General features: G+C 73.5%; 18 protein-coding genes. 9 read left to right on the top strand and 9 right to left on the bottom strand.

Annotated elements, in window-relative coordinates; genetic code table 11:
• Positions 1-265 precede the first annotated feature (265 nt).
• Positions 266-1,663 (top strand): MFS transporter, encoded by a 1,398-nt coding sequence (locus ABZ354_RS22355; RefSeq protein WP_358659342.1) that lies wholly within the window; start codon positions 266-268, stop codon positions 1,661-1,663.
• A 49-nt stretch (positions 1,664-1,712) separates the two neighbouring features.
• On the opposite strand, the gene ABZ354_RS22360 is transcribed toward ABZ354_RS22355, so the two are convergent.
• The 4 genes from ABZ354_RS22360 to lnt all read right to left on the bottom strand — a co-directional run bounded on the left by ABZ354_RS22360 (position 1,713) and on the right by lnt (position 6,978).
• Entirely contained in the window at positions 1,713-3,770 is a 2,058-nt protein-coding gene (locus ABZ354_RS22360; protein ID WP_358659344.1) for a GAF domain-containing protein, read from the bottom strand.
• Between the two features lie 186 nt (positions 3,771-3,956).
• Positions 3,957-4,757, bottom strand: a complete 801-nt coding sequence (locus tag ABZ354_RS22365) for a 3-hydroxybutyrate dehydrogenase (RefSeq protein WP_358659346.1) — start codon at positions 4,755-4,757, stop codon at positions 3,957-3,959.
• A gap of 54 nt (positions 4,758-4,811) precedes the next feature.
• Positions 4,812-5,291 carry an NUDIX domain-containing protein gene (locus ABZ354_RS22370; protein ID WP_358659348.1) on the bottom strand — a complete coding sequence of 160 codons (480 nt, stop codon included), beginning with the start codon at positions 5,289-5,291 and terminating at the stop codon, positions 4,812-4,814.
• Between the two features lie 67 nt (positions 5,292-5,358).
• Positions 5,359-6,978, bottom strand: coding sequence for an apolipoprotein N-acyltransferase (gene lnt / locus ABZ354_RS22375; RefSeq protein ID WP_358659350.1), 1,620 nt, complete (start codon positions 6,976-6,978; stop codon positions 5,359-5,361).
• A 459-nt stretch (positions 6,979-7,437) separates the two neighbouring features.
• On the opposite strand from lnt, the gene ABZ354_RS22380 reads away from it, so the two are divergent.
• Positions 7,438-8,505 carry an O-antigen ligase family protein gene (locus ABZ354_RS22380; protein ID WP_358659352.1) on the top strand — a complete coding sequence of 356 codons (1,068 nt, stop codon included), beginning with the start codon at positions 7,438-7,440 and terminating at the stop codon, positions 8,503-8,505.
• A 91-nt stretch (positions 8,506-8,596) separates the two neighbouring features.
• Here the strand turns inward: ABZ354_RS22380 and ABZ354_RS22385 are convergent, their stop codons facing one another.
• Positions 8,597-9,145 carry a hypothetical protein gene (locus tag ABZ354_RS22385; protein ID WP_358659354.1) on the bottom strand — a complete coding sequence of 183 codons (549 nt, stop codon included), beginning with the start codon at positions 9,143-9,145 and terminating at the stop codon, positions 8,597-8,599.
• A 128-nt stretch (positions 9,146-9,273) separates the two neighbouring features.
• On the bottom strand, positions 9,274-10,059 hold the full coding sequence (locus ABZ354_RS22390) for an aspartate/glutamate racemase family protein (protein ID WP_358659356.1): 786 nt from the start codon (positions 10,057-10,059) through the stop codon (positions 9,274-9,276).
• A gap of 57 nt (positions 10,060-10,116) precedes the next feature.
• On the opposite strand from ABZ354_RS22390, the gene ABZ354_RS22395 reads away from it, so the two are divergent.
• On the top strand, positions 10,117-11,292 hold the full coding sequence (locus tag ABZ354_RS22395; RefSeq protein WP_358659358.1) for a glycosyltransferase: 1,176 nt from the start codon (positions 10,117-10,119) through the stop codon (positions 11,290-11,292).
• Between the two features lie 13 nt (positions 11,293-11,305).
• Here the strand turns inward: ABZ354_RS22395 and ABZ354_RS22400 are convergent, their stop codons facing one another.
• Positions 11,306-12,583, bottom strand: a complete 1,278-nt coding sequence (locus ABZ354_RS22400) for a TerD family protein (protein ID WP_358659466.1) — start codon at positions 12,581-12,583, stop codon at positions 11,306-11,308.
• A 296-nt stretch (positions 12,584-12,879) separates the two neighbouring features.
• Between ABZ354_RS22400 and ABZ354_RS22405 the strand changes: the two genes are divergently transcribed.
• The 4 genes from ABZ354_RS22405 to ABZ354_RS22420 all read left to right on the top strand — a co-directional run bounded on the left by ABZ354_RS22405 (position 12,880) and on the right by ABZ354_RS22420 (position 17,536).
• Complete coding sequence (locus ABZ354_RS22405; protein WP_358659360.1) at positions 12,880-13,320, top strand: DUF6643 family protein; 441 nt, start codon at positions 12,880-12,882, stop codon at positions 13,318-13,320.
• Between the two features lie 42 nt (positions 13,321-13,362).
• Positions 13,363-14,190 carry an MOSC N-terminal beta barrel domain-containing protein gene (locus tag ABZ354_RS22410; protein WP_358659362.1) on the top strand — a complete coding sequence of 276 codons (828 nt, stop codon included), beginning with the start codon at positions 13,363-13,365 and terminating at the stop codon, positions 14,188-14,190.
• Positions 14,191-14,385: 195 nt separating this feature from the next.
• Positions 14,386-14,991 (top strand): hypothetical protein, encoded by a 606-nt coding sequence (locus ABZ354_RS22415; RefSeq protein WP_358659364.1) that lies wholly within the window; start codon positions 14,386-14,388, stop codon positions 14,989-14,991.
• A 106-nt stretch (positions 14,992-15,097) separates the two neighbouring features.
• A complete protein-coding gene (locus tag ABZ354_RS22420) occupies positions 15,098-17,536 on the top strand; it encodes a right-handed parallel beta-helix repeat-containing protein (protein WP_358659366.1) in 2,439 nt (812 codons plus the stop codon).
• Here ABZ354_RS22420 and ABZ354_RS22425 read toward each other — a convergent pair.
• A complete protein-coding gene (locus tag ABZ354_RS22425) occupies positions 17,506-19,809 on the bottom strand; it encodes a hypothetical protein (protein ID WP_358659468.1) in 2,304 nt (767 codons plus the stop codon). The two genes, ABZ354_RS22420 and ABZ354_RS22425, sit on opposite strands and share 31 nt — an antisense overlap.
• A 408-nt stretch (positions 19,810-20,217) precedes the next feature.
• Here ABZ354_RS22425 and ABZ354_RS22430 point away from each other — a divergent pair, with 408 nt between their 5' ends.
• On the top strand, positions 20,218-21,051 hold the full coding sequence (locus ABZ354_RS22430) for a DeoR/GlpR family DNA-binding transcription regulator (RefSeq protein WP_358659368.1): 834 nt from the start codon (positions 20,218-20,220) through the stop codon (positions 21,049-21,051).
• Between the two features lie 111 nt (positions 21,052-21,162).
• Complete coding sequence (locus tag ABZ354_RS22435) at positions 21,163-21,633, top strand: SRPBCC family protein (RefSeq protein ID WP_358659370.1); 471 nt, start codon at positions 21,163-21,165, stop codon at positions 21,631-21,633.
• Positions 21,634-21,640: 7 nt separating this feature from the next.
• Here ABZ354_RS22435 and ABZ354_RS22440 read toward each other — a convergent pair whose 3' ends face one another.
• Positions 21,641-22,765, bottom strand: a complete 1,125-nt coding sequence (locus ABZ354_RS22440) for a PLP-dependent cysteine synthase family protein (RefSeq protein ID WP_358659372.1) — start codon at positions 22,763-22,765, stop codon at positions 21,641-21,643.
• Positions 22,766-23,047 lie beyond the last annotated feature (282 nt).

The raw sequence follows: 23,047 nt of genomic DNA on the forward strand, positions 1-23,047 counted from the left end.
GGGTGGGGTGGTACCCGCCCCCGCGACCAGCATGCGAGACGGCTCCGCCGACGACCTGCACCAGCTCACCGGATCCCGCTCTCCGGGCGGCGCCCCTATGGATCACGTTCGGGTCCGTGACCCACGCCTGCGCCACCTCGCATGGTGGCCGCACGCATAGCCACCCCCAGAACTATGTTGCCCCACCACATGTGCGCCTGACCTGCGCTTTCCTACGGTGTGCCGACACCCACCCGTCCCCACCGCACACGAGGAAGTGGCGCACATGGCCTCCCCAGCATCCGCTCCACCGACGCCGAACAACCTCAAGCGCATCGTCGCCGCGTCCCTCATCGGCACCACCATCGAGTGGTACGACTTCTTCCTCTACGGCTCCGCCGCCGCCCTCGTCTTCAACAAGCTGTTCTTCCCGGACTCCGACCCGCTCGTCGGCACACTCCTGTCGTTCCTCACGTACGCGGTCGGATTCGCCGCCCGACCGCTGGGCGCCCTCGTGTTCGGGCACTACGGAGACCGGCTCGGGCGTAAGAAGCTGCTGGTGCTGAGCCTGCTGATGATGGGCGGGGCGACGTTCGCCATCGGTCTGCTGCCCACGCACGCCACCGTCGGGGGCGCCGCGCCCATACTGCTGACCGCACTGCGGCTCGTGCAGGGCTTCGCGCTGGGCGGCGAGTGGGGCGGGGCGGTGCTGCTCGTCTCCGAGCACGGGGACGCGCGGCGGCGCGGATTCTGGGCCTCGTGGCCGCAGACCGGCGCACCGGCCGGCCAGCTGCTGGCGACGGGTGTGCTGTCACTGCTCACCGCCGTGCAGTCGGACTCCACGTTCGAAAGCTGGGGCTGGCGGATTCCGTTCCTGCTGTCGGGCGTGCTGGTGATGGTCGGTCTGTGGATCCGGCTGTCCGTCGACGAGTCGCCGGTCTTCAAGAAGGCGCTGGCGCAGGCCGAGGCCCGCAAGGCCGAGGTGGACCCGGTCGCCGAGAAGATGCCCCTCGTGGCCGTTCTGCGCCACCACTGGCGTGACGTGCTCGTCGCGATGGGCGCGCGCATGGCCGAGAACATCAGCTACTACGTGATCACCGCCTTCATCCTCGTCTACGCCACCACGTCGGTCGGTCTCTCCAAGCAGACCGCGCTCAACACCGTACTGATCGCCTCGGGCGTGCACTTCGTGGTCATCCCGCTCTGGGGCGCGCTGTCCGACCGGATCGGCCGCCGGCCGGTGTATCTGATCGGAGCGGTCGGCATCGGCCTGTGGATGTTCCCGTTCTTCGCGCTCATCGACACCGGCAGGTTCAGCGCCCTCCTCCTCGCGGTGACCGTGGGCCTGGTGCTGCACGGGGCGATGTACGCGCCGCAGGCCGCCTTCTTCTCCGAGATGTTCGCGACCCGGATGCGCTACTCGGGTGCCTCCATCGGCGCCCAGTTCGCCTCCGTCGCGGCAGGCGCCCCCGCCCCGCTGATCGCGACCGCGCTCCTGTCCGACTACGACAGCTCCACCCCCATCTCCCTCTACGTGATCGCCGCCGTGCTGCTGACGGTGGTCGCCATCGTCGCCGCCAAGGAGACCCGCGACCGCGACCTGGCCGACGTGACCGACGTGGCGCCCTCCGGCAACCGCAGGACGCCGGCGAAGGCCCGCGCGGCCGATTCGCCCACACGCTGAACCGGGCCCTCCGGTCTCACCGGCCCCCGTACGCCCGCCCGTACGGGGGTCAGTGCTGTGCCGGTGCTGGTGCCGACAGCCGGTGCAGGCGCAGGGCCAGCTGGATCTCCAGGGCGCGGGCCGGGCTCTGCCAGTCGTCGCCGAGGAGCCGGGCGACGCGCTCCAGTCGCTGGGCGACCGTGTTGACGTGGACGTGCAGTTCGTCCTTGGTGCGGGCCGGACTCATGCCGCAGGCGAAGTACGCGTCGATGGTGCGCAGCAGGTCGGTCCCGCGCCGCTCGTCGTAGGCCACGACCTGGCCGATGGTGCGCTCGACGAAGCCCGCGACATCCCGCTCCCCGGCGAGGAGCAGCCCGAGGAATCCGAAGTCCTCGGCGGCGGCCCCGTCCCCCGCGCGGCCGAGGAGGCGCAGCGCGTCGAGACAGCGTCTGGCCTCCGCATAGCCCGCGGCCACGGCGTCCGGGGCGGTGGCCAGGTCCTCGACCGGGGCCGAGGCGCCGACGGTGACGGCCTCGTGGACGGCCGCCCCCAGGTGCCGGGCGGTACGGCGGGCCACCTCGGTGGCGGTGTCGCCCGTGCCCAGCGGCAGCAGCAGGACGGTGCCGCCGTCGCGGGCGGCGGCGAGGCCCTGCCGGGTCGCGGCGAGGTGGGACGCGGCGGCCCACAGCCGGCGACGGGCGTCCGCCTCCTGTTCGGCGTCCTGCGCCGTGCTGTCGAGGCGGGCGGCGAGCACGACGTGTGTGGAACCGAGGTCGGCATGCAGCCGGGTGGCCCGTTCCCGCAGCAGGCGCGGGTCGCGGTCGCGGGCGTCCAGCAGATCGTCGAGGAGCTCACCGCGGACGCGCTGTTCGGCCTCGGCGGCGGACCGCCGGGCGAGCAGCAGCAGCGAGGTGACCATCGCGGCGCGTTCCAGGGTGCGCTGGTCGACGGGGTCGAGTCCGGGATGCCCGCGCAGCGTGAGCGCGCCGAGCAGTTCGCCGCCCGCGGTGACGGCGGCGACCCACGCGTCGCCGTGCCGCACCGCGTGTCCTTCGGCGCGGGAGGCCTCCAGGGGGCCCGCGGGCGCGTCGCCCGCCTCGCTGAACTCGACCGTGCCGTCCAGGACCTGGGAGACGGCGGCGGCCACGTCATGGACCCCGCCGCCGCGCAGAACGAGCTCGGCGAGCCGGTCGTGGACCTCGGAGGCCCGCTCGATGACGGCGCTGCGGTCCTGGATGATCTCGTTGGCCCGCTCCAGGCCGGCGAGGGCCGCACGGGTCTCGGTCAGCAGGTTCGCCGTGTCGATGGCGGCCGCGGCGAGCGCGGCGAAGGAACCGAGCAGGGCGATCTGCTCGTGCTCGAAGACCCGGGCTCGGCGGTCGGCGGCGTACAGCACGCCGATGACGCCGGACCCGAGCATCAGCGGCACGCCGAGGATGGCGACCAGCCCCTCGTCCTGGACGCCCGTGTCGATGGTGACGGTGTGCTGGAAGCGGGCGTCCTTGAAGTAGTCGTCGGTGACGTAGGGGCGGGCGGTCTGGGCGACGAGTCCGCCGAGGCCCTCGCCCATGCCGAGGCGGAGCTGCTGGAAGCGGGCGGCGACCGAGCCCTCGGTGACACGCATGTAGGTGTCGCCGCGCTCCGGGTCGTTCAGGCTGAGGTAGGCCACGTCCGTGCCCAGCAGGGAGCGGGCGCGCTGCACGATCGCCTGGAGAACCGCGTCCAGGTCCCTGAGGCCCGCCAGGTCGTGGGCGGTCTCGAAGAGGGCCGACAGCTCGGCCTCCCGGCGGCGCCTTCCCTCCAGCTCGGCCCGGACCCGCAGCGCGAGCAGCTTGGCGTGTTCCAGCTCGGCGATCCGCTCGGCCGTGGCCCCCTCGGCGCGGGCCCGCAGCACCGGCTGCTCGTAGGCGTCGGCCGCCGCGCCTCTGGCCAGCAGCTCGAGGAACGGCGCCCCGGTGCCGCCGGACGCCGCTCCGGCCCGGACCGCGGCGTTCCCGGCATCGCCCGGGGCACCGGCGGCCGTGGCGGCACCCTCGGCGGCGGCAACGGCATCGGTGGCCGGGCGCTCCGCCCGGGCGTCAGCGCCGGGGGTGGGGCGCTCGGTCGGCTGCACGTGATCGCGGGACATGCTCACAGGATTCACCATCGCCCCGTCCGTCCGGCAGGCCTGTGGAAAACTCACGGGGCCTCGCCCGGCTCACCCGGCTTCACGGGGCCGGGTGGACCGGAGGATCAGCGGACCCGCGCACCCCGGACCGCCGCGCATCCGCCGGGCCCGAACGCTTTCGGGGCCCGTACTGCACAGAAGGCACCCTCAGTGCGCGGTCCACCCCCCGTCCATGACGAGCGACGCACCGGTCACGAAGGACGCCGCAGGCCCGCACAGATACGCCACCGCCTCCGCGACCTCCTCCGGCTCGATGAGCCGCTTGAGTGCGCTGTCCCGCAGCAGCACCTCGGTCAGCACGCGCTCCTCGGGAATGCCGTGCGCCCGGGCCTGGTCGGCGAGCTGCTTCTCCACGAGCGGCGTACGGACGTAGCCGGGGTTCACGCAGTTCGAGGTGACGCCGTGCGGGGCGCCTTCCAGCGCGGCCGTCTTGGACAGCCCCTCCAGACCGTGCTTGGCGGACACGTAGGCCGACTTGTACGGCGAGGCGCGCAGGCCGTGGACGGAGGAGATGTTGACGATGCGGCCCCAGCCCTGCCCGTACATGTGCGGCAGGGCTCCGCGGACGAGCCGGAACGGGGCCTCCAGCATGACGGTGAGCACGGTGTGGAAGACGTCGGGCGGGAAGTCCTCGAGAGGGCTGACCAGCTGCAGCCCCGCGTTGTTGACGAGGATGTCGGTGCCCGCGGCGGCGTGTTCGGCGGCGTCCAGGTCGGTGAGGTCGAGGACGTGCGGTTCGACGGTGCCCGGCAGGCCGGCGGCCGGTGCGGCGAGCGCCGTGAGACCGGCGGCGTCACGGTCGACCGCTCTGACCTTCGCCCCGGCGGCGGCCAGCCGCAGCACGCAGGCGCGGCCGATACCGCCGGCGGCACCGGTGACGAGGGCGGTCCGGCCGCCGAGGTCGGGCGAGGGGGCGTGGGGACCCTGGAAGGGACTGGGCACGGTCATGCCTCGACCCTAGGCAGCCGCCCCCCACCACCCCATGTGCTCAGAACCCACACTTCACAGGGAGGCGATGGGTTCGAACCACGTCGGCGTGTCCGACTGCGCCTGCTTGATCCGGTGCAGCGCGAACTCGTCCATCTGCGGCAGCGCGTCCACCTCGTACCACCCGACGTCCAGCGACTCGTCGTCGTTGACGCAGGCCTCGCCGCCCACCGCGCGGCACCGGAAGGTGATGTCCATGTACTGGCAGACGTCCCCGTTGGGGTAGGTGACGGGTTCCAGCGCCTCCACGAGGACGACCCGTTCCGCGACGCAGTGCACCGCCGTCTCCTCCTGGACCTCCCGCACGGCACAGACCGCGGGCTGCTCGCCCGGCTCCGGGATGCCACCGATCAACGACCACTTGCCGTTGTCCGTACGACGCCCCAGCAGCACTCTGCCCTCGTCGTCGAAGACGACAGCGGTGACTCCGGGAAGCCACAGCAGCTGCTGACCGGCCGATACGCGCAGGGAGCGGATGAATTCAGGAGTTGCCATGAGCCCGACCCTAATGGCCCCGATCCGGCGCCCCGACCGGTTGTGGGGGCGTACGGCGGTCGTACGGCTACACGCCACCCGCGCGCCCACCGCGCACTCCCGCGCCGATCGCCCGGCCGAGGCCACCGGCCGCGACCAGCACGAGAGCGATCTCGGGCAGGATGCCCAGCCGGGTCGCGGGCGTCCGCGACGAGCGCAGCGGCACCTCCTGGACCAGCGAGTCCGCCACGAACATGCCGGTCCTCTGCGTGATGGTTCCGTCCGGCATGATGACCGCGCTGACCCCGCTGGTCACCGGCACGGTCACGGTCCTGCTGTGCTCGACGGCCCGGATGCGGGACATGGCGAGCTGCTGGTGGGTCATCTCGCTGCGGTCGAAGGTCGCGTTGTTGCTGGGCACGGAGATCATCTGTGCGCCGCCGGTGACGGTGGCGCGCACGGCCCAGTCGAACGCGGCCTCGTAGCAGGTGGCGAGGCCCACGCGCGTGCCGTCGAGGGTGAAGACGCCCGGTTCGCCGCCCCGGCTGAAGTCCTGGCGGACCATGGAGGTCCAGTTCTCGTTGATCGCCCCGAGGAGCGAGCGGAGCGGCAGGTACTCGCCGAACGGCTGGATCTGCCGCTTGTCGTAGGTGTCGACGGGGCCGTCGTCCGGGTCCCACAGGATCTGCTCGTTGAACAGCTTGCCGTCCCTGTCCACCACCCCGCCGACGGAGATGGGCGCGCCGATCGACCTGGCGGCGGTGTCGATCACCACGCGCGCGTCGGGGTTGGCGAACGGGTCGATGTCCGAGGAGTTCTCGGGCCACAGCACGAAGTCGGGCCTGGCGGTCTTCCCGGCCCGCACCTCGGCGGCCAGCCGTTCCGTCTCGCGCGCGTGGTAGTCGAGCACGGCGCGGCGCTGGGCGTTGAAGTCGAGGCCCGCGCGCGGGACGTTGCCCTGGATGACGGCGACGGTGACGGTGCCGTCCTCGGCCGCGTCGCTGACCAGCGGGCGGGCGGCGAGGGCCGCGAGAAGGGGCACGGCCAGGCCGAGCAGGGCCGCCGCCGCGGCGGGTCGCCGCACCGCGCGCGTGCGGCGCGCTTCGACGGCGAGGCGGACGGTCTCGTACAGCGCGAAGCCGCACAGGACGACCGCGAAGCCCAGCACGGGGGTGCCGCCCAGGGCGGCGAGCGGCAGGAAGACGCCGTCGGCCTGCCCGAAGGCGATCTTGCCCCAGGGGAAGCCGTTGAACGGTGCACGCGCGCGTGCCGCCTCGCCCGCGATCCACAGCGCCGCGGCCCACACCGGCCAGGCGCGCAGTGTGGAGACCACCGCGATGCCCGCGCCGACCAGCGCGACGAACACCGCCTCCACCACGACGAGCGCGAGCCAGGGCCCCGGACCGACCTCCACGCCGGTCCACACCAGCAGCGGCAGCAGGAAGCCCAGGCCGAAGAGGTAGCCGAGGCCGAGGCCCGCCTTCCAGTTCCGGCCGCGCAGCACCCAGCCGAAGACGGCGAAGGCCGGCAGGGCCAGCCACCACAGGGTGCGCGGCGGGAAGCTGACGTAGAGCAGCACTCCGGAGAGCACGGCCGCGGCGTACGGCGCGAGACGTCCGAGCCGCGCGAGGCGGGCGCCGCGCGACGCGGACGCCGCCCGGGGCTCCAGCCGGTCCGACTCGCCGACGGAGGTTGCGGTGACGGTCACTCCGGGAGTGTACGGCGGCCGGCTCGGGCACAGACAGCACGGTCCGCGGCGCCGCCACCGCCCCCCTTCACCGGACGGAGATCCACCGCCTCCGCCCACGACAGCGGTCCCCAGCCGTCCGGGACTCCGCCCATGCCGCCTGCCGGCAGCGGCGCGGCGCGCAGACCGCGAAGCGCAGACCACAGGCAGACCGCAGACCACAGGCAGACCGCAGCCCGCAGTCCGCAGTCCGCAGTCCGCAGCCGTACGGTGATCAGTCCGTGACGGGCGGGTCGCCCCGGATCACTGAACCACCCCACCGTTTCCACATAACTCGTCCGCGACTTATCCACAAACCGTCCACCAGCGGTTACGGTGGCCACCTCCTGGTCATGGCCCCTCGTGGGCGTGCCACCGGGACGGTCACAGGTCGGGGGCGACCTGGTTCTTGGTTCGGGGGGCGGGGTGGGCATCAGGGGGATGCCGTCTGCGGACGCGGCGGACGGTGAAAGACGGAACGCTTCCGGCGTACGGAACGCTTCCGATGTGGCCGGCACGGTGATCCTCGGCGCGTGCGCCGTCTGGTCCCTGGCCACGGCCGCGGCACACAATGGCCGGCCCGAGGGCGTGCTCCTCGCGGTGCTGGCCGTGGCCGCCGGTTACGCCGCGGGCCGGATGTCCGGCGCGCTGCTGCCGGTCGCCGCGCCCTGCGCGTGGGCGCTGGCCGGTGTCGCGCTCGCGGTCGCCGTTCCGCATCTCGCGCCGGGGCCGCAGATCGTCGCGCCGCTCGGGCACGCGGGGGCCACCGCGGCCGTGCTGGCGCTGTCGGCGGGTTCCGCGTGCTGTGCGGTCTGGGCCTGCCGGTCCCGGGCCGCGCGCCTCGCGCTGGGCGTGCCGGCCGTGGCGACCGTGGTGGCGTCCGTCGTGCTCGGTTCCGCCGCCGGGGGCGTGGCGTGCGGCGCGGTGCTGGTGTGCTCACTGGCGGCCGGTCACATGCGCCACCGCGGCTCGGGCATCCTGGGGCTGGCGCTGGCCGCTGCCCTGGTAGCCGGGCTGACCTGGGCCGTCGCCTCCCATCACCTGCCGGGCGGGCTCGCCACGGTCCTGGACGGACACCTGACGTCACACCGCGTACGGCTGTGGCACGACGCGCTGGACATGGCCCGGCAGGACGCCGCCCTGGGCGTCGGACCCGGTCGCTTCGGGGACCTGAGCGCGACGGCGACCGCGACGGCGACCGGCTTGCCGCCCGCCGACGGCAAGCCGCACTCCGCGCCGCTCCAGCAGGCGGCCGAGCAGGGCGTCACCGGGGTGGTTCTGCTGGCGGCGGTCTTCGGGTGGGTGCTCCACGCGCTGTGGCGCACCCCGCGTCCGACGCCGATCGCACTCACGGCGGGTGCCGCCCTGACGGTGCTCGCGGCCATCGCGTCGGCCGGCAACGCGCTGAGCTTCACGGCGGTCACGGCGGGAGCGGGCGTACTGGCGGGCCTGGCCACCGCACGACCGTTCACGGACGAGGTTCAGGAACTCCCGAGCCCCCCGGGATGACACGTACCGGCAGCGCGACCGCCCGACCGGGTGACTGACGCCAGCCGCACGAGAACCGCGGGACGGACGCCATGCGTACGGGCGGTGGACCTCAGTGGGCCGAGCCGGGCGACCCCGGCCGCAGCCGGTCCCTGATGACCCGCACCGCCGCCTCGGCGTCGTCCACCGTGACCGTGAACGTGTGCCCGTCCCACAGGCGCAGCACGACACCCTCGCCACGGCGTACGACGACGGCGGTGCCCTGCTCGGGACGCCAGCGGTATCCCCAGCCACCCCAGTGACGCGGGGTGACGTGCGGGGCGAAGTCGGCGCCCACGACGTGGGCGAGCGGGATGCGGCGGCGCGGCACGCCGATGTGGCCGCACCGCACTTCCAGGGTCTCCTGGTCGACGCGCAGCGCGACGTGCACGAAGGCGAGAGTGCCGAAGAGGGCCAGCAGGCCTGCCGCGATGCAGCCGACGACCGCCATGGCCAGCGGCGCGATGCCGGAGGTCCACGCGGAGTCCACGGCGAGTTCGATGCCGAGGGCGAGACAGGCCGCACCGGCGAGCGCCGCCAGCCACTGGACCCGGTTGGTGGCACGCCCGGTCCACACGTCGGGGTGCGGGCCGTGCCTCTTGCCGTGGATGTGGTCCCTCATGTTTCGAGCGTACTCAGGATCCGCTGCGCAAGCCGTCGTCACGGACGGTGACTGCGCCGGACGGGCGACGCGTGGGATACCGGACCGCGTTCCGGGCCGCCGGCCTCGGGACGCGCATCCGGTCCCGGTCAGCCCGCCGTCGCCACCGTCCGCAGCGTCCGCCCCTCCTCGTAGGACAGCGCTGCGGGGGGCAGGGGGCCCTCCCGGCCGCTGAGCAGCACCGTCAGGGTGCCCGCGGCCGCGGCGTGCGGCGCCGGCCGCCCTCCGATCCGGCGCAGCGCCTGCGCGGCGACGGCTTCCGCGGAGCCGTGCAGGACCAGCGGCGGGAGACCGGGGCGCTGGACGGCGGCCCGGATGCGCTCGGCGACCAGCTCGTAGTGGGTGCAGCCGAGGACGACGGTCGTCACGTCGCCGGGTGTCAGCCGCGCGGCGGCGGCCACCGCGGCGTCGATCGCGGTCTCGTCCGCGTGTTCGACGGCCTCCGCGAGCCCCCAGCAGGGCACCTCGGTGACGCTCACGCCGTCGGCGAAGTCCTCGATGAGGCCCTTCTGGTAGGGACTGCCGGTGGTGGCGGGGGTGGCCCAGATGGCGACGGGTCCGCCGCCCTCCGCGGCCGGCTTGATCGCCGGGACGGTGCCGACGACCGGGATGCCGGGCTCCAGCCGGGCGCGCAGTGCGGTCAGGGCGTGCACGGTGGCGGTGTTGCAGCCGACGATGAGGGCGTCGGGCAGGTGCTCGGCGGCGGCCCCCGCGACGGCGAGCGCGCGCTCCGTGAGGTCCTCGGGTGTCCTCGGTCCCCAGGGCATGCCGTCGGGGTCGAGGGAGAGGACGAGATCGGCGTCGGGGCGGAGACGCCGTACCGCGGCCGTGGCCGCGAGCAGACCGATTCCGGAGTCCATGAGCGCGATCTTCACCCGGCCACGATAGACGATGAGCCGTGTCCGGCCCGTGCCGTGGGGCACACTGCCGGCGTGAGCATCCTCGCGTGGACCGCCGCCGGATCCTTCGCCGCCTGGCTCTGGCTGCTGCTCTGCCAGGGCTTCTTCTGGCGCACGGACGTCAGGCTGCCGCCGCGCCGGGAGCCTGACACGTGGCCGTCGGTGTGCGTCGTCGTCCCCGCGCGTGACGAGGCGGCGGTACTGGGCATGAGCCTGCCGTCCCTGCTCGCGCAGGACTATCCGGGCCGGGCGGAGGTGTTCCTCGTCGACGACGGCAGCACGGACGGCACCGGTGAGCTGGCCCGGGACCTGTCCCGTCGGCACGGGGGGCTGGCGCTCACCGTGGACTCGCCGGGCGAGCCGCCCGCCGGCTGGACGGGCAAGCTGTGGGCGGTGCGGCACGGCATCGGCCTGGCCCGCGCGCGTTCACCCGAGTACCTGCTGCTGACGGACGCCGACATCGCGCACGCGCCGGACAGTCTGCGGGAGCTGGTGGCGGCGGCCCGCACGGGCGGTTTCGACGTCGTCTCCCAGATGGCCAGGCTGCGCGTCGAGAGCGTGTGGGAGCGGCTGGTGGTCCCGGCGTTCGTCTACTTCTTCGCGCAGCTGTATCCGTTCCGGCGCGTCGGCAGGAAGAGGGCGCGTACGGCCGCGGCGGCAGGCGGCTGCGTCCTGCTGCGTGCCGCGGCCGCCGAGCGGGCGCGCATCCCGGACGCCATCCGGCACGCCGTGATCGACGACGTGGCGCTCGCGCGGGCGGTCAAGAACAGCGGGGGCAGCGTCTGGCTGGGTCTGGCCGACCGGGTGGACAGCGTGCGCCCGTACCCGGCGCTGCGCGATCTGTGGCGGATGGTCTCGCGCAGCGCCTACGCGCAACTGCGGCACAGTCCCGTCCTGCTGGCCGGTACGGTCGCCGGGCTCGCCCTGGTGTACCTGGTGCCGCCGGTGGCGGTGACCGTGGGCGCGGCGACCGGGGACGGGGCGGGGGCGCTGTTCGGCGCGCTCGCGTGGCTCGTGATGACGGGGACGTACGTGCCGATGCTCCGCCACTACCGACAGCCCCTGTGGCTCGCGCCCCTGCTGCCGTTCACCGCCTTCCTCTATCTCCTGATGACGGTCGGCTCCGCGGTGCAGCACCAGCGGGGGCGCGGCGCGGCGTGGAAGGGCCGCACCTACGCGCGCGTGCACGCGGCGCCCGACGAGGGGTGAGCCGCGGACCGGTTCACTTGCGGCCCGGTGTCCAATTCATGCCCCACCCGTAGGCGTAGTCGACCGTCCGCTGCGGGCTGACGCCGCGTTCGGGGACCAGGAACCGCGACTCGCGCTGCACGACCAGGTCGCCGCCGTTGTTGGTGATCAGTGCGAGGGCGCAGACCGGCGAGGGGACCGTGCACTCGTCGAGCGAGAAGTCGATCGGGGCGCCGTGCTGCGGCTGGAGGGTGACCGTGGCGTTCAGGTCGGCGAAGGAGCGGGCGCCCTCATAGATGGTCACGAAAACGAGCAGGCGCCGGAAGTCGTTCTTGTGGTCCAGGTTGACGGTGAGGTTCTCACCGGTCGACACGGCGCCGGTGCGGTCATCGCCGTCGAGATGGATGTAGGGCGGCTGGTGCAGCGACCCGAAGGCGTTGCCGAGGGCCTGTACGACACCTTTGCGGCCGTCGCTGAGCTCGTAGAGGGCGCACAGGTCGAGGTCGAGGTCGTCGTGCATGGCGACGGGCCGGCCCAGTTTGCTCGCCCAGCCGGAGAACTGCTTGCGCACCTGCCAGTTGAGGTTGACGCGCAGTTGGCCGGAGGCGCCGCCCTGTTTTGTCAGGGACACCGACGGGGCCGCCTTGGTGAGCGTCACCTTGGTCAGCCGGACGGGAGCGGCCGGGGGCGCCGTGGGCGGGGGCGGGGGCACGGCGACGGGCGGTGCCACGGTCATGGGCGGTGCGGGCGGCATGGGCGGGGGCGGGGGTGCGACGGCGGGCGCGGTCCGCTGCGGCTCGTCCACGGTGATGCCGTAGTCGGTGGCCAGGCCCTGCAGCCCGCTGCCGTAGCCCTGGCCGACCGCGCGGAATTTCCAGGCGCCCTGCCGACGGTAGAACTCGCCGAGCACGAACGCCGTTTCGACGCTCGCGCCGCTGCTGTCGAAGCGCGCCGCGACGGTGTCCTGCGCGGCGTCGCGGACCTCGATGTACAGGTCGGGGACCTGGCCGAAGGAACCGCCGTCGCTGGAGGCGGCGAGGATCACCGTCTCGATCGCGGGCTCCACGCGCGCGAGGTCGACAAGGAGGCTGTCGGTGACCCGACCGCCGTCGTTCCGCTTGCCCTCGTGGCGGATCGCGCCGGAGGAATGCACCGGCTGGTTGTAGAAGACGAAGTCGCCGTCGGAACGGACCTTTCCGCCGACCAGCAGCAATGCCGAGGCATCCGCGTCGGGCACGCCCGGCCCGGAACGCCATCCGACTTCCACCCTCAGTGCCGCGGTCGGCACCGGCGTGTTCGATCCTTTCGACATTGTCATGTCCGCCCCCATCACGTGTCAGCGCGCCGACCGAATCCGGCCGCCCGTCCTGATCTCTGTCCGCACAACCTATTCCACGTCCCCGAAGCGTCACCGAGGAGGCCGGAGGCAGAACAGCCCGACCCGTCGGTAACCCGCCCGGATCTCGGCCTTTACACGATCAAGCAATCTTCCGCTGCCCCATTTTGCCAACTTCGCTCGCATTGGGGATCCGGCGTCACCCCGGGCACGAAAAACAACCCTCTTATCGGTCTCCCCAATCAGCACATCGTGGGCTTAACTTATGTGCCATGACCTCCCCCCGCTCCACTTATGGCGGCGGCTACTACTCCGCCTCCTTCCCGGACACTCCGATCTACGACTCGCTCGTGGCCGAGCGGGGCACCCCGCAGATCGCCCCGATCCGGGTCCCCGCCGCCTACGACATGCCGGGCAGCCACCTGCCCGCCCTGCCGTCCGCGCTCCCCGCCCTCCCGGCAGCCCCGTCCCAGCCCTCCTACGGCTATCAGCAGGCACCGCAGTCCGCTCCGCTGCAGCAGGCGCCCGCGCCGTACATCCCACAGCAGGCCGCCGCGCCGCGCGGCTACCCCGCGCCGTACCCGCAGCAGCCGCGACCCGCCGCGCCCGCCGGCTACGAGGCGATGCGCCCCGCGGCTCCCCGGCCCGCTCCGGCTCCGGCTCCGGCTTCCTACCAGGACCCGTACAACAACCAGCAGTACCGCGGTTACTGAGACTTTCCCCGGCCTGTCGGTGCCACCTGGCACGATGGCCGCATGGGGAACGCTCAGCTGCAGTCGATACACATCCACCCGGTCAAGGCGCTCGGTCGCCTCTCGCCCAGGCAGGCCGTCGTGGAGCCCTGGGGGCTGGCCGGAGACCGGCGCTGGATGCTGGTCGACGACGGGGGAAGGGTCGTCACCCAGCGCCAGCAGCCGCGCCTCGCGACGGCCGCCGCCGAGTTGCTGCCCGGCGGCGGCCTGCGGCTGTCCGCGCCCGGGGCGGAGCCGGTGACGGTGGCCGTGCCCCGTCCGGACGGAGCGGTGCCGGTGGAGATCTTCCGGGACAAGGTACGGGCGGTCCCGGCCGAGGACGCGGCGGTGCACGCCTGGTGCAGCGCGTTCCTGGGCACCGACGTACGCCTCGTGCACATGGCCGACCCGGCGGGCTGCCGGCCCGTCGACCCGGAGTACGCGCTGCCGGGCGAGACCGTCTCGTTCGCCGACGGCTATCCGCTGCTGGTCACCACCACCGCCTCCCTCGAAGCCCTCAACTCCCTGATCGCGCGGGGTGAGCACCCCGGCGAGGGCCCGCTGCCCATGAACCGCTTCCGGCCGAACGTGGTCGTGACGGGCACCGACGCCTGGGCCGAGGACGACTGGTCGCGCGTGTCCATCGGCGAGGTCGCCTTCCGCGTCGCGAAGAGATCCGGTCGCTGCGTCGTGACCACGACCGACCAGAGCAGCGGCGAGCGCGGCAAGGAGCCGCTGCACACGCTGGCCCGGCACCGCCTCATGGACGGCAAGGCCGTCTTCGGACAGAACCTGGTGCCCCTGTCGCCCGGCACGATCCGAGTGGGCGACCCGGTGCGCGTCGTCGGCTGAGACCGTTGGTCCGTACGCCGGGCGGCGCGGGGACGGGAACCCGGGGTGACATGCACCGCGTTGACGTGGTGTGAGGAGTTCGTGAGGGCTCCGGTCCGGGCGGGTGAGGGAGTGACGGCGCCCTCTCCTGGCCCGGGTCCGGGGTGAACGGCTCCGGCAAGAGTTGTCACGGAGCGGGAAGGAGGGGTGCGGATCGTGCGCGCGATCAGCGGACTCTGGCGCTGGCGGCACAATCCGTTGTGCCGTGCGACCGACCGGGCCGAGGCCTGGCTCGCCCTCGGCTCCCTGCTGCTCGTCCTCCTCCTGGCGCCGGTGGCGGGCACCCGCGTGGGCGGCGCGGCCGAGGAGTCCCTGCAGCGTGCCGTGCGCGACCAGCACAGGAACCGGCACCCGGTCAGGGCCTGCGTGCTGCGCCGGCTCGACCGGTCCCTGCCGGACACCGACCCGGAGACGAGCACGGGACGGGACCTGCGCAGCCGCGTCCTCGCCCGCTGGACCGCGCCGGACGGCACCCCGCGCCGCGGCATCGTGCGGGCCGGACTGGCGGACCCGCACCCGGGCGACCGCTTCGCGATGTGGACCGACCGGCACGGCCGGAAGGCGACCCGGCCGCTCGACTCCGCCACCGCGACGACGCATGCCTTCCTCGCCGGTCTCGGCGCCGTCCTGGTGACGACCGCGTTGGTCGAGACGGCGCGTCGGCTGGTCCTTTGGCACATGGTCCGCCGCAGATACGCCCGTTGGGACCAGGCCTGGGACAGGGCGGCCCAGGGCTGGGGCAGGACCGGCACCGGCGGCTGACGGCGTTCCGCCTCCGGTCAACTCACCGCCTGCGCACACGCTACGGTGGACCGGCCGAACCGATCGGCACTTCCCGCGTACGACGAGGTGGGGGCGCAGCAACGCCATGGCACAGGGCACGGTCCAGGTGACGCACACCGGCACATCGCGGTGGCGGCGCCGCACGGGTGAGTACGCCACGCTCGCCGCCGCCCTGGAGGCCGCGACGGACGGTGACGTACTCACCGTCGCCCCCGGCACCTATCGGGAGAACCTCGTCGTCCAGCAGGCGGTCACCCTGCGCGGTCCGGAGGGCTCCCCCGGTTCCGTCCGCATCGCGCCGACCGAGGGCGTGCCCCTCACCGTGCGGGCCTCGGCGGTGATCCAGGACCTGCACGTGGAGGGCCAGGACGCGGCGGCGCCCGCGCTGCTGGTCGAGGAGGGCGCCCCGGAGCTGCTGGACGTGCGGGTCGTGACCCGGTCCGCCGCGGGCATCGAGGTGCGCGGCAGCGCCCGGCCGACGGTGCGGCGCTGCACCGTCGACAATCCGGCGGGCATCGGCATCGCCGTACTCGACGGCGGCGGTGGGGTGTTCGAGGAGTGCGAGGTCGTCGCGGCGGGCCAGGCCGGGATCGCGGTGCGCGGCGGCGCCCATCCGCGGCTCGAGCGCTGCCAGGTGCACCACGCCTCGGGCTCGGGCCTCACGGCGACCGGTGAGAACTCCGCTCTGGAGGCCGTGGGCTGCGAGGTCTACGAGGTGCGGGGCAGCGGCGTCCAGGTCACCGGCCGGGCCACCGCCCACCTCACCGACTGCGACGTGCACCGCACCACCGGGGACGGTGTCACGCTCGACACGGACGCCGTCCTGACGCTGGCGGACTGCCGCATCCACGACATCCCGGAGAACGCGGTCGACCTGCGGTCGCGCTCCGTGCTGACGCTGACCCGCACGACGGTGCGGCAGTTCGGGCGCAACGGCCTGTCGGTGTGGGATCCGGGCACACGCGTGGACGCCAACCAGTGCGAGATCTTCGACAGCACCGGCGACTATCCCGCGGTGTGGGTCAGCGACGGCGCGACGGCCGTACTGGACTCCTGCCGGGTGCACGACGTGCCGGACGCGCTGTTCGTCCTCGACCGCGGCTCCCGCGCGGACGTCGTCGACAGCGACCTGACCCAGGTGCGCAACACCGCGGTGTCGGTGAGCGACGGCGCGACGGCGCAGCTCGACGACTGCCGCATCCGGGACGCCGCCACCGGTGCCTGGTTCCGCGACCACGGCAGCGGCGGCACCCTCAACAACTGCACCCTGACCGGGACACAGACCGGTGTGATCGTCACCAAGGGCGCCGACCCGACCATCGAGCGCTGCACCGTGGAGTCGCCGTCCGAGGCCGGGTTCTACGTCTCGGCGGGCGGCCGGGGCAGCTTCCTGGGCTGCCGGGTGGCGGACAGCGGCGGCTACGGCTTCCACGTGATCGACGGCTGCCGCACGACACTGAAGAAGTGCCGCACCGAGCGCTGCACGCGCGGCGGGTACGAGTTCGCGGACAGCGGGAGCGACGCCGCCTCGGGCGGGGGCCCGGTCGTGGAGGACTGCAGCAGCGACGAGAGCGCGGGGCTCAAGCCGCCCGCGGCGCCGGCGACGGCCGTGCAGACGGCGTCCCCCTCCTCCGGTCTGCTCGGCGCCATCCCCGGCCAGCGCACCACGGAGCAGGAGGCCCTCGTCGCGACGGCCCACCCGGAGCAGCCGGCGCGGTCCTCGAAGGACGTGATGGGTGAACTGGACGCCCTGGTCGGTCTGGAGAGCGTCAAGCGCGAGGTGCGTGCCCTCACCGACATGATCGAGGTGGGACGGCGCCGGCAGCAGGCGGGCCTGAAGGCGGCCTCCGTCAAGCGGCACCTGGTCTTCACGGGCTCCCCCGGTACCGGCAAGACGACGGTGGCGCGGCTGTACGGCGAGATCCTGGCGTCCCTCGGTGTGCTGGAGAAGGGCCATCTCGTGGAGGTGTCCCGGGTCGACCTGGTCGGTGAGCACATCGGCTCCACGGCGATCCGCACGCAGGAGGCCTTCGAGCGGGCGCGCGGCGGCGTGCTGTTCATCGACGAGGCGTACGCGCTGTCCCCGGAGGACTCGGGCCGGGACTTCGGCCGGGAGGCCATCGACACGCTCGTGAAGCTGATGGAGGACCACCGCGACGCCGTCGTGGTCATCGTCGCGGGATACACCGCCGAGATGGAGCGGTTCCTGTCCGTCAATCCGGGTGTGGCGTCCCGCTTCTCACGCACCATCACGTTCGGCGATTACGGCCCTGAGGAGCTGCTGCGGATCGTGGAGCAGCAGGCCGAGGAGCACGAGTACCGGCTCGCGCCGGGCGCCGGGGAGGCGCTGCTGAAGTACTTCACGGCGATCCCCAAGGGCCCGGCGTTCGGCAACGGCCGGACGGCCCGGCAGACCTTCGAGGCGATGGTGGAGCGGCACGCGAGCCGGGTCGCCCAGGTGGCGGACCCCAGCACGGACGACCTGACCCTGCTCTACGGCGAGGACCTGCCCGAGCTGTCCTGAGGCGGCTCCCCCTCCGGATCCGTTTCCCCCTTCGGAGCCGCCCCGTCCCCCCGCGCCGTGTGACGACGTGGCGCGGGCACGTCCGGGCGCAGCCGGGCGAGCAGCCGCTGTCGTTCCTCGGCGAACGCCGGGTCGGCCTGGTAGTCGGAGTGGCCGAGGATCGGCGCGGGCAGCGGCAGCAGTTCGGTACGGCCGTAGGCGAGCGGGTCCTTGAGGGCTTCGCCGTCGACCTCGGGGCCGCAGGCGCCGGGCAGCCGGACGGGGCCGCCGATGGGGTCGGTGATCCGGTACAGGTTGCGCCAGCAAGCCACCTCGTGGTGCAGGGAGAGCAGCGCGTCCGGCCCGAAGTGGGCCGGGAACCAGCGGCCGTAGAGGCGCTCGAGCGGTGAGCCGTACGTCAGGAGCGCGACCCGTTTGCGGACGGACGGCGGGAGCTGCCAGGCCGTCGCGGCGGCGAGGACGCTGCCCTGGGAGTGTCCGGAGATGACGAGGCGGCCCCCGGTGACGCGGGTCCAGGTCGCCACCCGCCAGGTCAGGTCGGGTACCGCGCGCTCGGCGTAGCAGGGCGGGGCGAAGGGGTGGGCGGCGCGCGGCCAGAAGGTGCCGACGTCCCACAGGATGCCGATGGTGCGCCGTGCGGAGGGGTCCTTGTAGGCGCGCCGGCCCCAGGTGACGAACAGGACGAAGCCGAACCCTATGAGCCAGGAGCCCAGTGCCTCGGCGGCCTGGGCGGCGCCGTGCACGAAGGCGTACGAGTCGTCGGCGGCCTCGCCGGGGGTCTTGTCGGTGGCGAGGGCGCCGAGGAGGGCGCCCGCGCCGAGGAGCAGGGTGGCCGTGGCGGTGACGGCGACGATGAGGGGGGCCCGGTCGGTGAGACGGGCCATGGCGCGCATGGTGGCGATGCGGCGGGTGCGGCCGGGGTCGCGGACGTCGTGCGGGTGGTCGCGTTCCACGGCGGCGCGTTCGGCGCGGGCGAGGAGCCAGGTGCGGCGGGCCAGCTCGGCGCACAGCACCAGCAGCAGTACGAGCAGCGGCGGGATCGCGGAGGCCTGCCAGGTCAGCAGGACCGGCGGGCCGGGGATGGACGCCCCGGTGCCGTCCAGCCAGTCGGCGACGCGCTGGGCGACGCCGCCCGACATCACGCCGCCCAGTGCGCAGGCCAGCATGGCGACGGCGGGACCTCCCAGGCCGTGCATGGCGGCGCGCCCGTCGGGCCGGGTGCGGTGCAGCAGGTGGGCGACCACGGCGAGGGCGGTCACCAGCAGGCCTTGTCCCAGGACGATGGCGCCGAAGGTCGCGTCGCCGGGCAGCCGGCCGGTGGACTCCCAGCCGGGGCGGTCCCAGGCGGCGTAGAGCAGGGTGAGCGCGAACAGGGCGAGGGCGGCGAGCGGGAGGCCCCGTACCACGGTCCTGTCGAGCCGGCAGTCCAGGCGGCGTTCGGTGCGGCCTCGGCGGCACACCACCCACAGCACGGCCGCCGCACCGACGACGAGGGCCGCCTCCAGCAGCCGGCCGGCCAGGTCGAGCGACGTGGAGCCCCCTGCGGCGCTGTCGTGTCGGGCAGCCGAGGTGCCCACGGCGGCGGCGACGGTGAGCAGGGCGGCGGCGGTGTGCGCGGCGCGCAGCCGGGCGACCAGGCGCCGGCCGTACCAGAAGCCGGGCCGGCCGAGCGCGGTGGGCACGGACGCGGCGTTGTCCTCCTCCGGGTCGGAGGGGTGTGTCATCGGCTGCTGGGACTCGTAGTCGCTCCAGGTGCGGCGGGAGAGGTACCAGAGCAGGCCGGTGAGCGCCGCGGGCACCAGGGACGCGAGGGCGAGGCGGCGGCCGGGCAGGCTCCACCAGCCGCCGTCGGAGGCCTCGGGCGACAGGAAGCCGAGCCAGGAGTGCCGTTCGGCGCAGGCGGAGGTGCCCGCGCACTGCCAGGCCGTCAGGTCGAGGGCGACCTCGCAGGCGGCGGCCACGAACAGCACGGTCAGGGACAGTCCCGCGAGCCGCACCAGCAGTCCGTACAGGCGCACGGTGCGGGTGCGGCCGTGGGTGCTGGGGCGCATCCAGTGGGCGAGATTGACGACCATGAACGGTAAGAGCAGCAGCCACAGGGCGCGGGAGCCGTTGCCGGAGGTGAGGTTGCACCAGACGTAGGCCTCGGGCACGGGGCCGTCGCGTCGGCTGTCGGTGGTGGGGTCGGTCTCCGCGTCGACGTCGTCGGCGCGCCGGAAGACGGCCGCGATGTCGTCGCCGGTGATCCGCACGGTGCGCGGATCGTCGAGCATCTCTCCGGGTGTCGTCCCGCCCACTCCGTGGACGAGGAGTTCCAGTGCGGCTCCGGCGGGCCGCGCTGCCGGGTCGTGTGTGTCGTCCGTCGTCGCGTGTTCCTGCGCACGTTCCACTGTTGGCACTTCCCCCGTGACGCGCCGTCGGCTGTCGATGTGCGGGACCAGGATCTCCCGTTCCGGGCGGGTGCGCACGCCTCGACACCGAATTTCCCCGATCCGTGCGGCAGGTGTGACCCTTCCGATGCCAATGTGTCATGTGCACATCGCGCTGGGTGGTGACGCGGCGTGTGCGGGAGCGTGCGAGGATGGGGCGTCCGCGCACCGGGGGCGGGGGGAACGTCCTTGTCGGAGCGGGTGCGCCGGGCGGGCCGGACGGCGGCTTGAGGCGAAAGGACCGGAGCGTACGTGAGCGAGAATCAGAACCTCCTCGCGGAGCAGCGCCGCGCCCTCATCCTGGACGAGGTCCGGCGCCGGGGCGGGGTGCGGGTCAACGAGCTCACGCGGAAGCTGGGCGTGTCGGACATGACGGTCCGCCGCGACCTCGACGCGCTGGCCCGCCAGGGTGTGCTGGAGAAGGTGCACGGCGGCGCGGTGCCGGTGGCCGAGGCGAGTACGCACGAGCCGGGTTTCGAGGCGAAGTCGAGCCTGGAGCTGACCGCCAAGGAGGACATCGCGCGGGCGGCGGCGGGGCTGGTCGCGCCGGGCGCGGCGATCGCGCTGTCGGGCGGTACGACGACGTTCGCGCTGGCGCACCAGCTGCTCGACGTGCCGGATCTCACGGTGGTCACCAACTCGGTGCGGGTCGCCGACGTGTTCCATGCCGCGCAGCGCACCGCGGGGCCGCGGCAGGGCGCGGCGACGGTCGTCCTGACCGGCGGTGTGCGCACCCCGTCCGACTCGCTGGTGGGTCCGGTCGCCGACCAGGCCATCGCCGCGCTCCACTTCGACCTGCTGTTCCTCGGCGTGCACGGCATATCGGTCGAGGCCGGGTTGTCGACGCCGAACCTCGCGGAGGCCGAGACCAACCGGCGGCTGGTGCAGTCCGCGCGGCGCGTCGTGGTGGTCGCCGACCACACCAAGTGGGGTGTGGTGGGGCTGAGTTCGTTCGCGGCGCTGGAGCAGATCGACATTCTGGTGACGGACTCGGGACTGCCGGCCGGCGCGCGCGCCGAGGTGTCGGAACATCTGCGGCGGCTGGTGGTCGCGGGCGAGCCCGAGGGCGACGACACCGAGGTCTGAGCCGTCGGACGGACGGCTCCCGGTCCGCCCGACGGGACGTCCCCGTCCGCCCCCCTCGTCCGCCCGCTCCGCCCTCCTGGTCCCACGGTCTCTGGCAGAGGAGTTACGCCCATGGCTCATCGTCTGCGCCCCGTCGAGCACGGGTTCGTGCGGAGCGCGCCGGTCCGGCTCGTGTTCGCGCGTGGCATCGGCGCGCCGCCCCCGGCGGTGTTCCGCGCCCTCGCCGAGGACGTCGCGGGCTGGGCGGAGTGGTTCCCGGCGGTGGCGGTGGCCCGGCCGGCGCGCGGCGGCGCGGGGCGCGAGATCCGGCTCAGGGGCGGCGCCCGGTTCCTGGAGACCGTCCTGGTGACGGAGGCGCCCGATGTGTATGCCTATCGCGTGGACGTCACCAACACGCCGGGCGTCCGTGCCCTGGCCGAGGAGTGGCGGCTCGTGCCGATCGGGACGGGCACGCGCGTGCAGTGGACGTTCGCGGCGGACGGGACCGCCCTCTTCCGTGGCGCGCTGAACCTGGCGCGGGCCGGGCTCGACCGTGCGTTCCGCGACGCGGTCACGGCGCTGGACCGGCGCCTGACGTCCTAGGCGGTGGTCAGCAGGGCCAGACGCCCGTCTCCAGCAGGGACGTGATCGCGCTGCTGTACGGCGCGATGTCCAGGCCCTGTTCGGCGAGCCAGGCGTCCGAGTAGTACTTGTCGAGGTACCGGTCGCCGGGATCGCACAGCAGTGTCACCACGCTGCCCTGGCGGCCCTCGGCCACCATCTCGGCGACGATCTTCAGCGCGCTCCACAGCCCGGTGCCGGTCGAGCCGCCTGCCCTGCGGCCGATCGCCGCCTCCAGGGCCCGTACGGCGGCGACGCTCGCGGCGTCGGGCACCTTCATCATGCGGTCCACGGCGCCGGGCACGAAGCTGGGTTCCATGCGGGGCCGGCCGATGCCCTCGATGCGGGAGCCGCAGTCGCAGGTGACATCCGGGTCGCCGGTCCTCCAGCCGTCGAAGAAGCAGGAGTTCTCCGGGTCGGCGACGCAGATGCGGGTGTCGTGCTGCAAGTAGTGGACGTAGCGCGCGATGGTCGCCGAGGTGCCGCCGGTGCCGGCCGTGGCGACGATCCAGGCCGGTTCGGGATAACGCTCCAGGCGGAGCTGGCGGAAGACCGATTCCGCGATGTTGTTGTTGCCGCGCCAGTCCGTGGCGCGTTCGGCGTAGGTGAACTGGTCCATGTAGTGGCCGCCGGTCTCCGCCGCGAGGGCGGCCGACGCCTCGTACATCGTGCGCGGGTCGTCCACGAAGTGGCACCGGCCGCCGTGGAACTCGATCAGGCGGCACTTCTCGCGGCTGGTCGTGCGCGGCATGACCGCGATGAAGGGCACGCCGATCAGCTTCGCGAAGTACGCCTCCGAGACGGCGGTCGAGCCGCTGGAGGCCTCGATCACCGGCCGTCCGGGCCGGATCCAGCCATTGCAGAGCCCGTACAGGAAGAGGGAGCGGGCGAGGCGGTGCTTGAGGCTGCCGGTCGGGTGGGTCGACTCGTCCTTCAGGTACAGGTCGATGTTCCAGTGCTCCGGCAGCGGAAAGCGGAGCAGGTGGGTGTCGGCCGAGCGGTTCGCGTCGGCCTGCACCCTGCGGACGGCTTCTTTCAGCCAGGCCCGATAGACAGGGTCGGTGCGGTCGACGTCGAGGGTCTCGCCGGGTCTGATCTGCTGCGGGGTGCTCACGGCGGTGCTCCTTGCGCTGTGCGCCGACAGCGCGTCGCACGGCCGGTACACGGATCATAAGCACCGCTCGCCCCACTTCTCACCTGCATAAACGCATCTTTGGGCCAGTCAAAGGCGTAGCTGGGGCAGCGGATGCGCCTCGGGTGGGGCGCATTCGCCCCAATGCTCCGGGCACCCGGAACGAAGGGGCCACGCGCACTGGTGCTCGGCTCTCGGCGGGGGCACACTGCACCGGGGCGGGCAGAGGCCCCGAACCGGGGCACACTGGATCGCGGCGGCAGC

Source organism: Streptomyces sp. NPDC005925 (assembly GCF_040638805.1).
Lineage (GTDB): Bacteria > Actinomycetota > Actinomycetes > Streptomycetales > Streptomycetaceae > Streptomyces.

What these genes read in the sequence shown, in the direction of transcription:
- ABZ354_RS22355 (WP_358659342.1), top strand. Translation starts at nt 266, where the DNA reads ATGGCCTCCCCAGCATCCGCTCCACCGACGCCGAACAACCTCAAGCGC.
- ABZ354_RS22360 (WP_358659344.1), bottom strand. Translation starts at nt 3,770, where the DNA reads ATGTCCCGCGATCACGTGCAGCCGACCGAGCGCCCCACCCCCGGCGCT.
- ABZ354_RS22365 (WP_358659346.1), bottom strand. Translation starts at nt 4,757, where the DNA reads ATGACCGTGCCCAGTCCCTTCCAGGGTCCCCACGCCCCCTCGCCCGAC.
- ABZ354_RS22370 (WP_358659348.1), bottom strand. Translation starts at nt 5,291, where the DNA reads ATGGCAACTCCTGAATTCATCCGCTCCCTGCGCGTATCGGCCGGTCAG.
- ABZ354_RS22380 (WP_358659352.1), top strand. Translation starts at nt 7,438, where the DNA reads ATGCCGTCTGCGGACGCGGCGGACGGTGAAAGACGGAACGCTTCCGGC.
- ABZ354_RS22385 (WP_358659354.1), bottom strand. Translation starts at nt 9,145, where the DNA reads ATGAGGGACCACATCCACGGCAAGAGGCACGGCCCGCACCCCGACGTG.
- ABZ354_RS22400 (WP_358659466.1), bottom strand. Translation starts at nt 12,583, where the DNA reads ATGTCGAAAGGATCGAACACGCCGGTGCCGACCGCGGCACTGAGGGTG.
- ABZ354_RS22405 (WP_358659360.1), top strand. Translation starts at nt 12,880, where the DNA reads ATGACCTCCCCCCGCTCCACTTATGGCGGCGGCTACTACTCCGCCTCC.
- ABZ354_RS22410 (WP_358659362.1), top strand. Translation starts at nt 13,363, where the DNA reads ATGGGGAACGCTCAGCTGCAGTCGATACACATCCACCCGGTCAAGGCG.
- ABZ354_RS22420 (WP_358659366.1), top strand. Translation starts at nt 15,098, where the DNA reads ATGGCACAGGGCACGGTCCAGGTGACGCACACCGGCACATCGCGGTGG.
- ABZ354_RS22425 (WP_358659468.1), bottom strand. Translation starts at nt 19,809, where the DNA reads ATGCTCGACGATCCGCGCACCGTGCGGATCACCGGCGACGACATCGCG.
- ABZ354_RS22435 (WP_358659370.1), top strand. Translation starts at nt 21,163, where the DNA reads ATGGCTCATCGTCTGCGCCCCGTCGAGCACGGGTTCGTGCGGAGCGCG.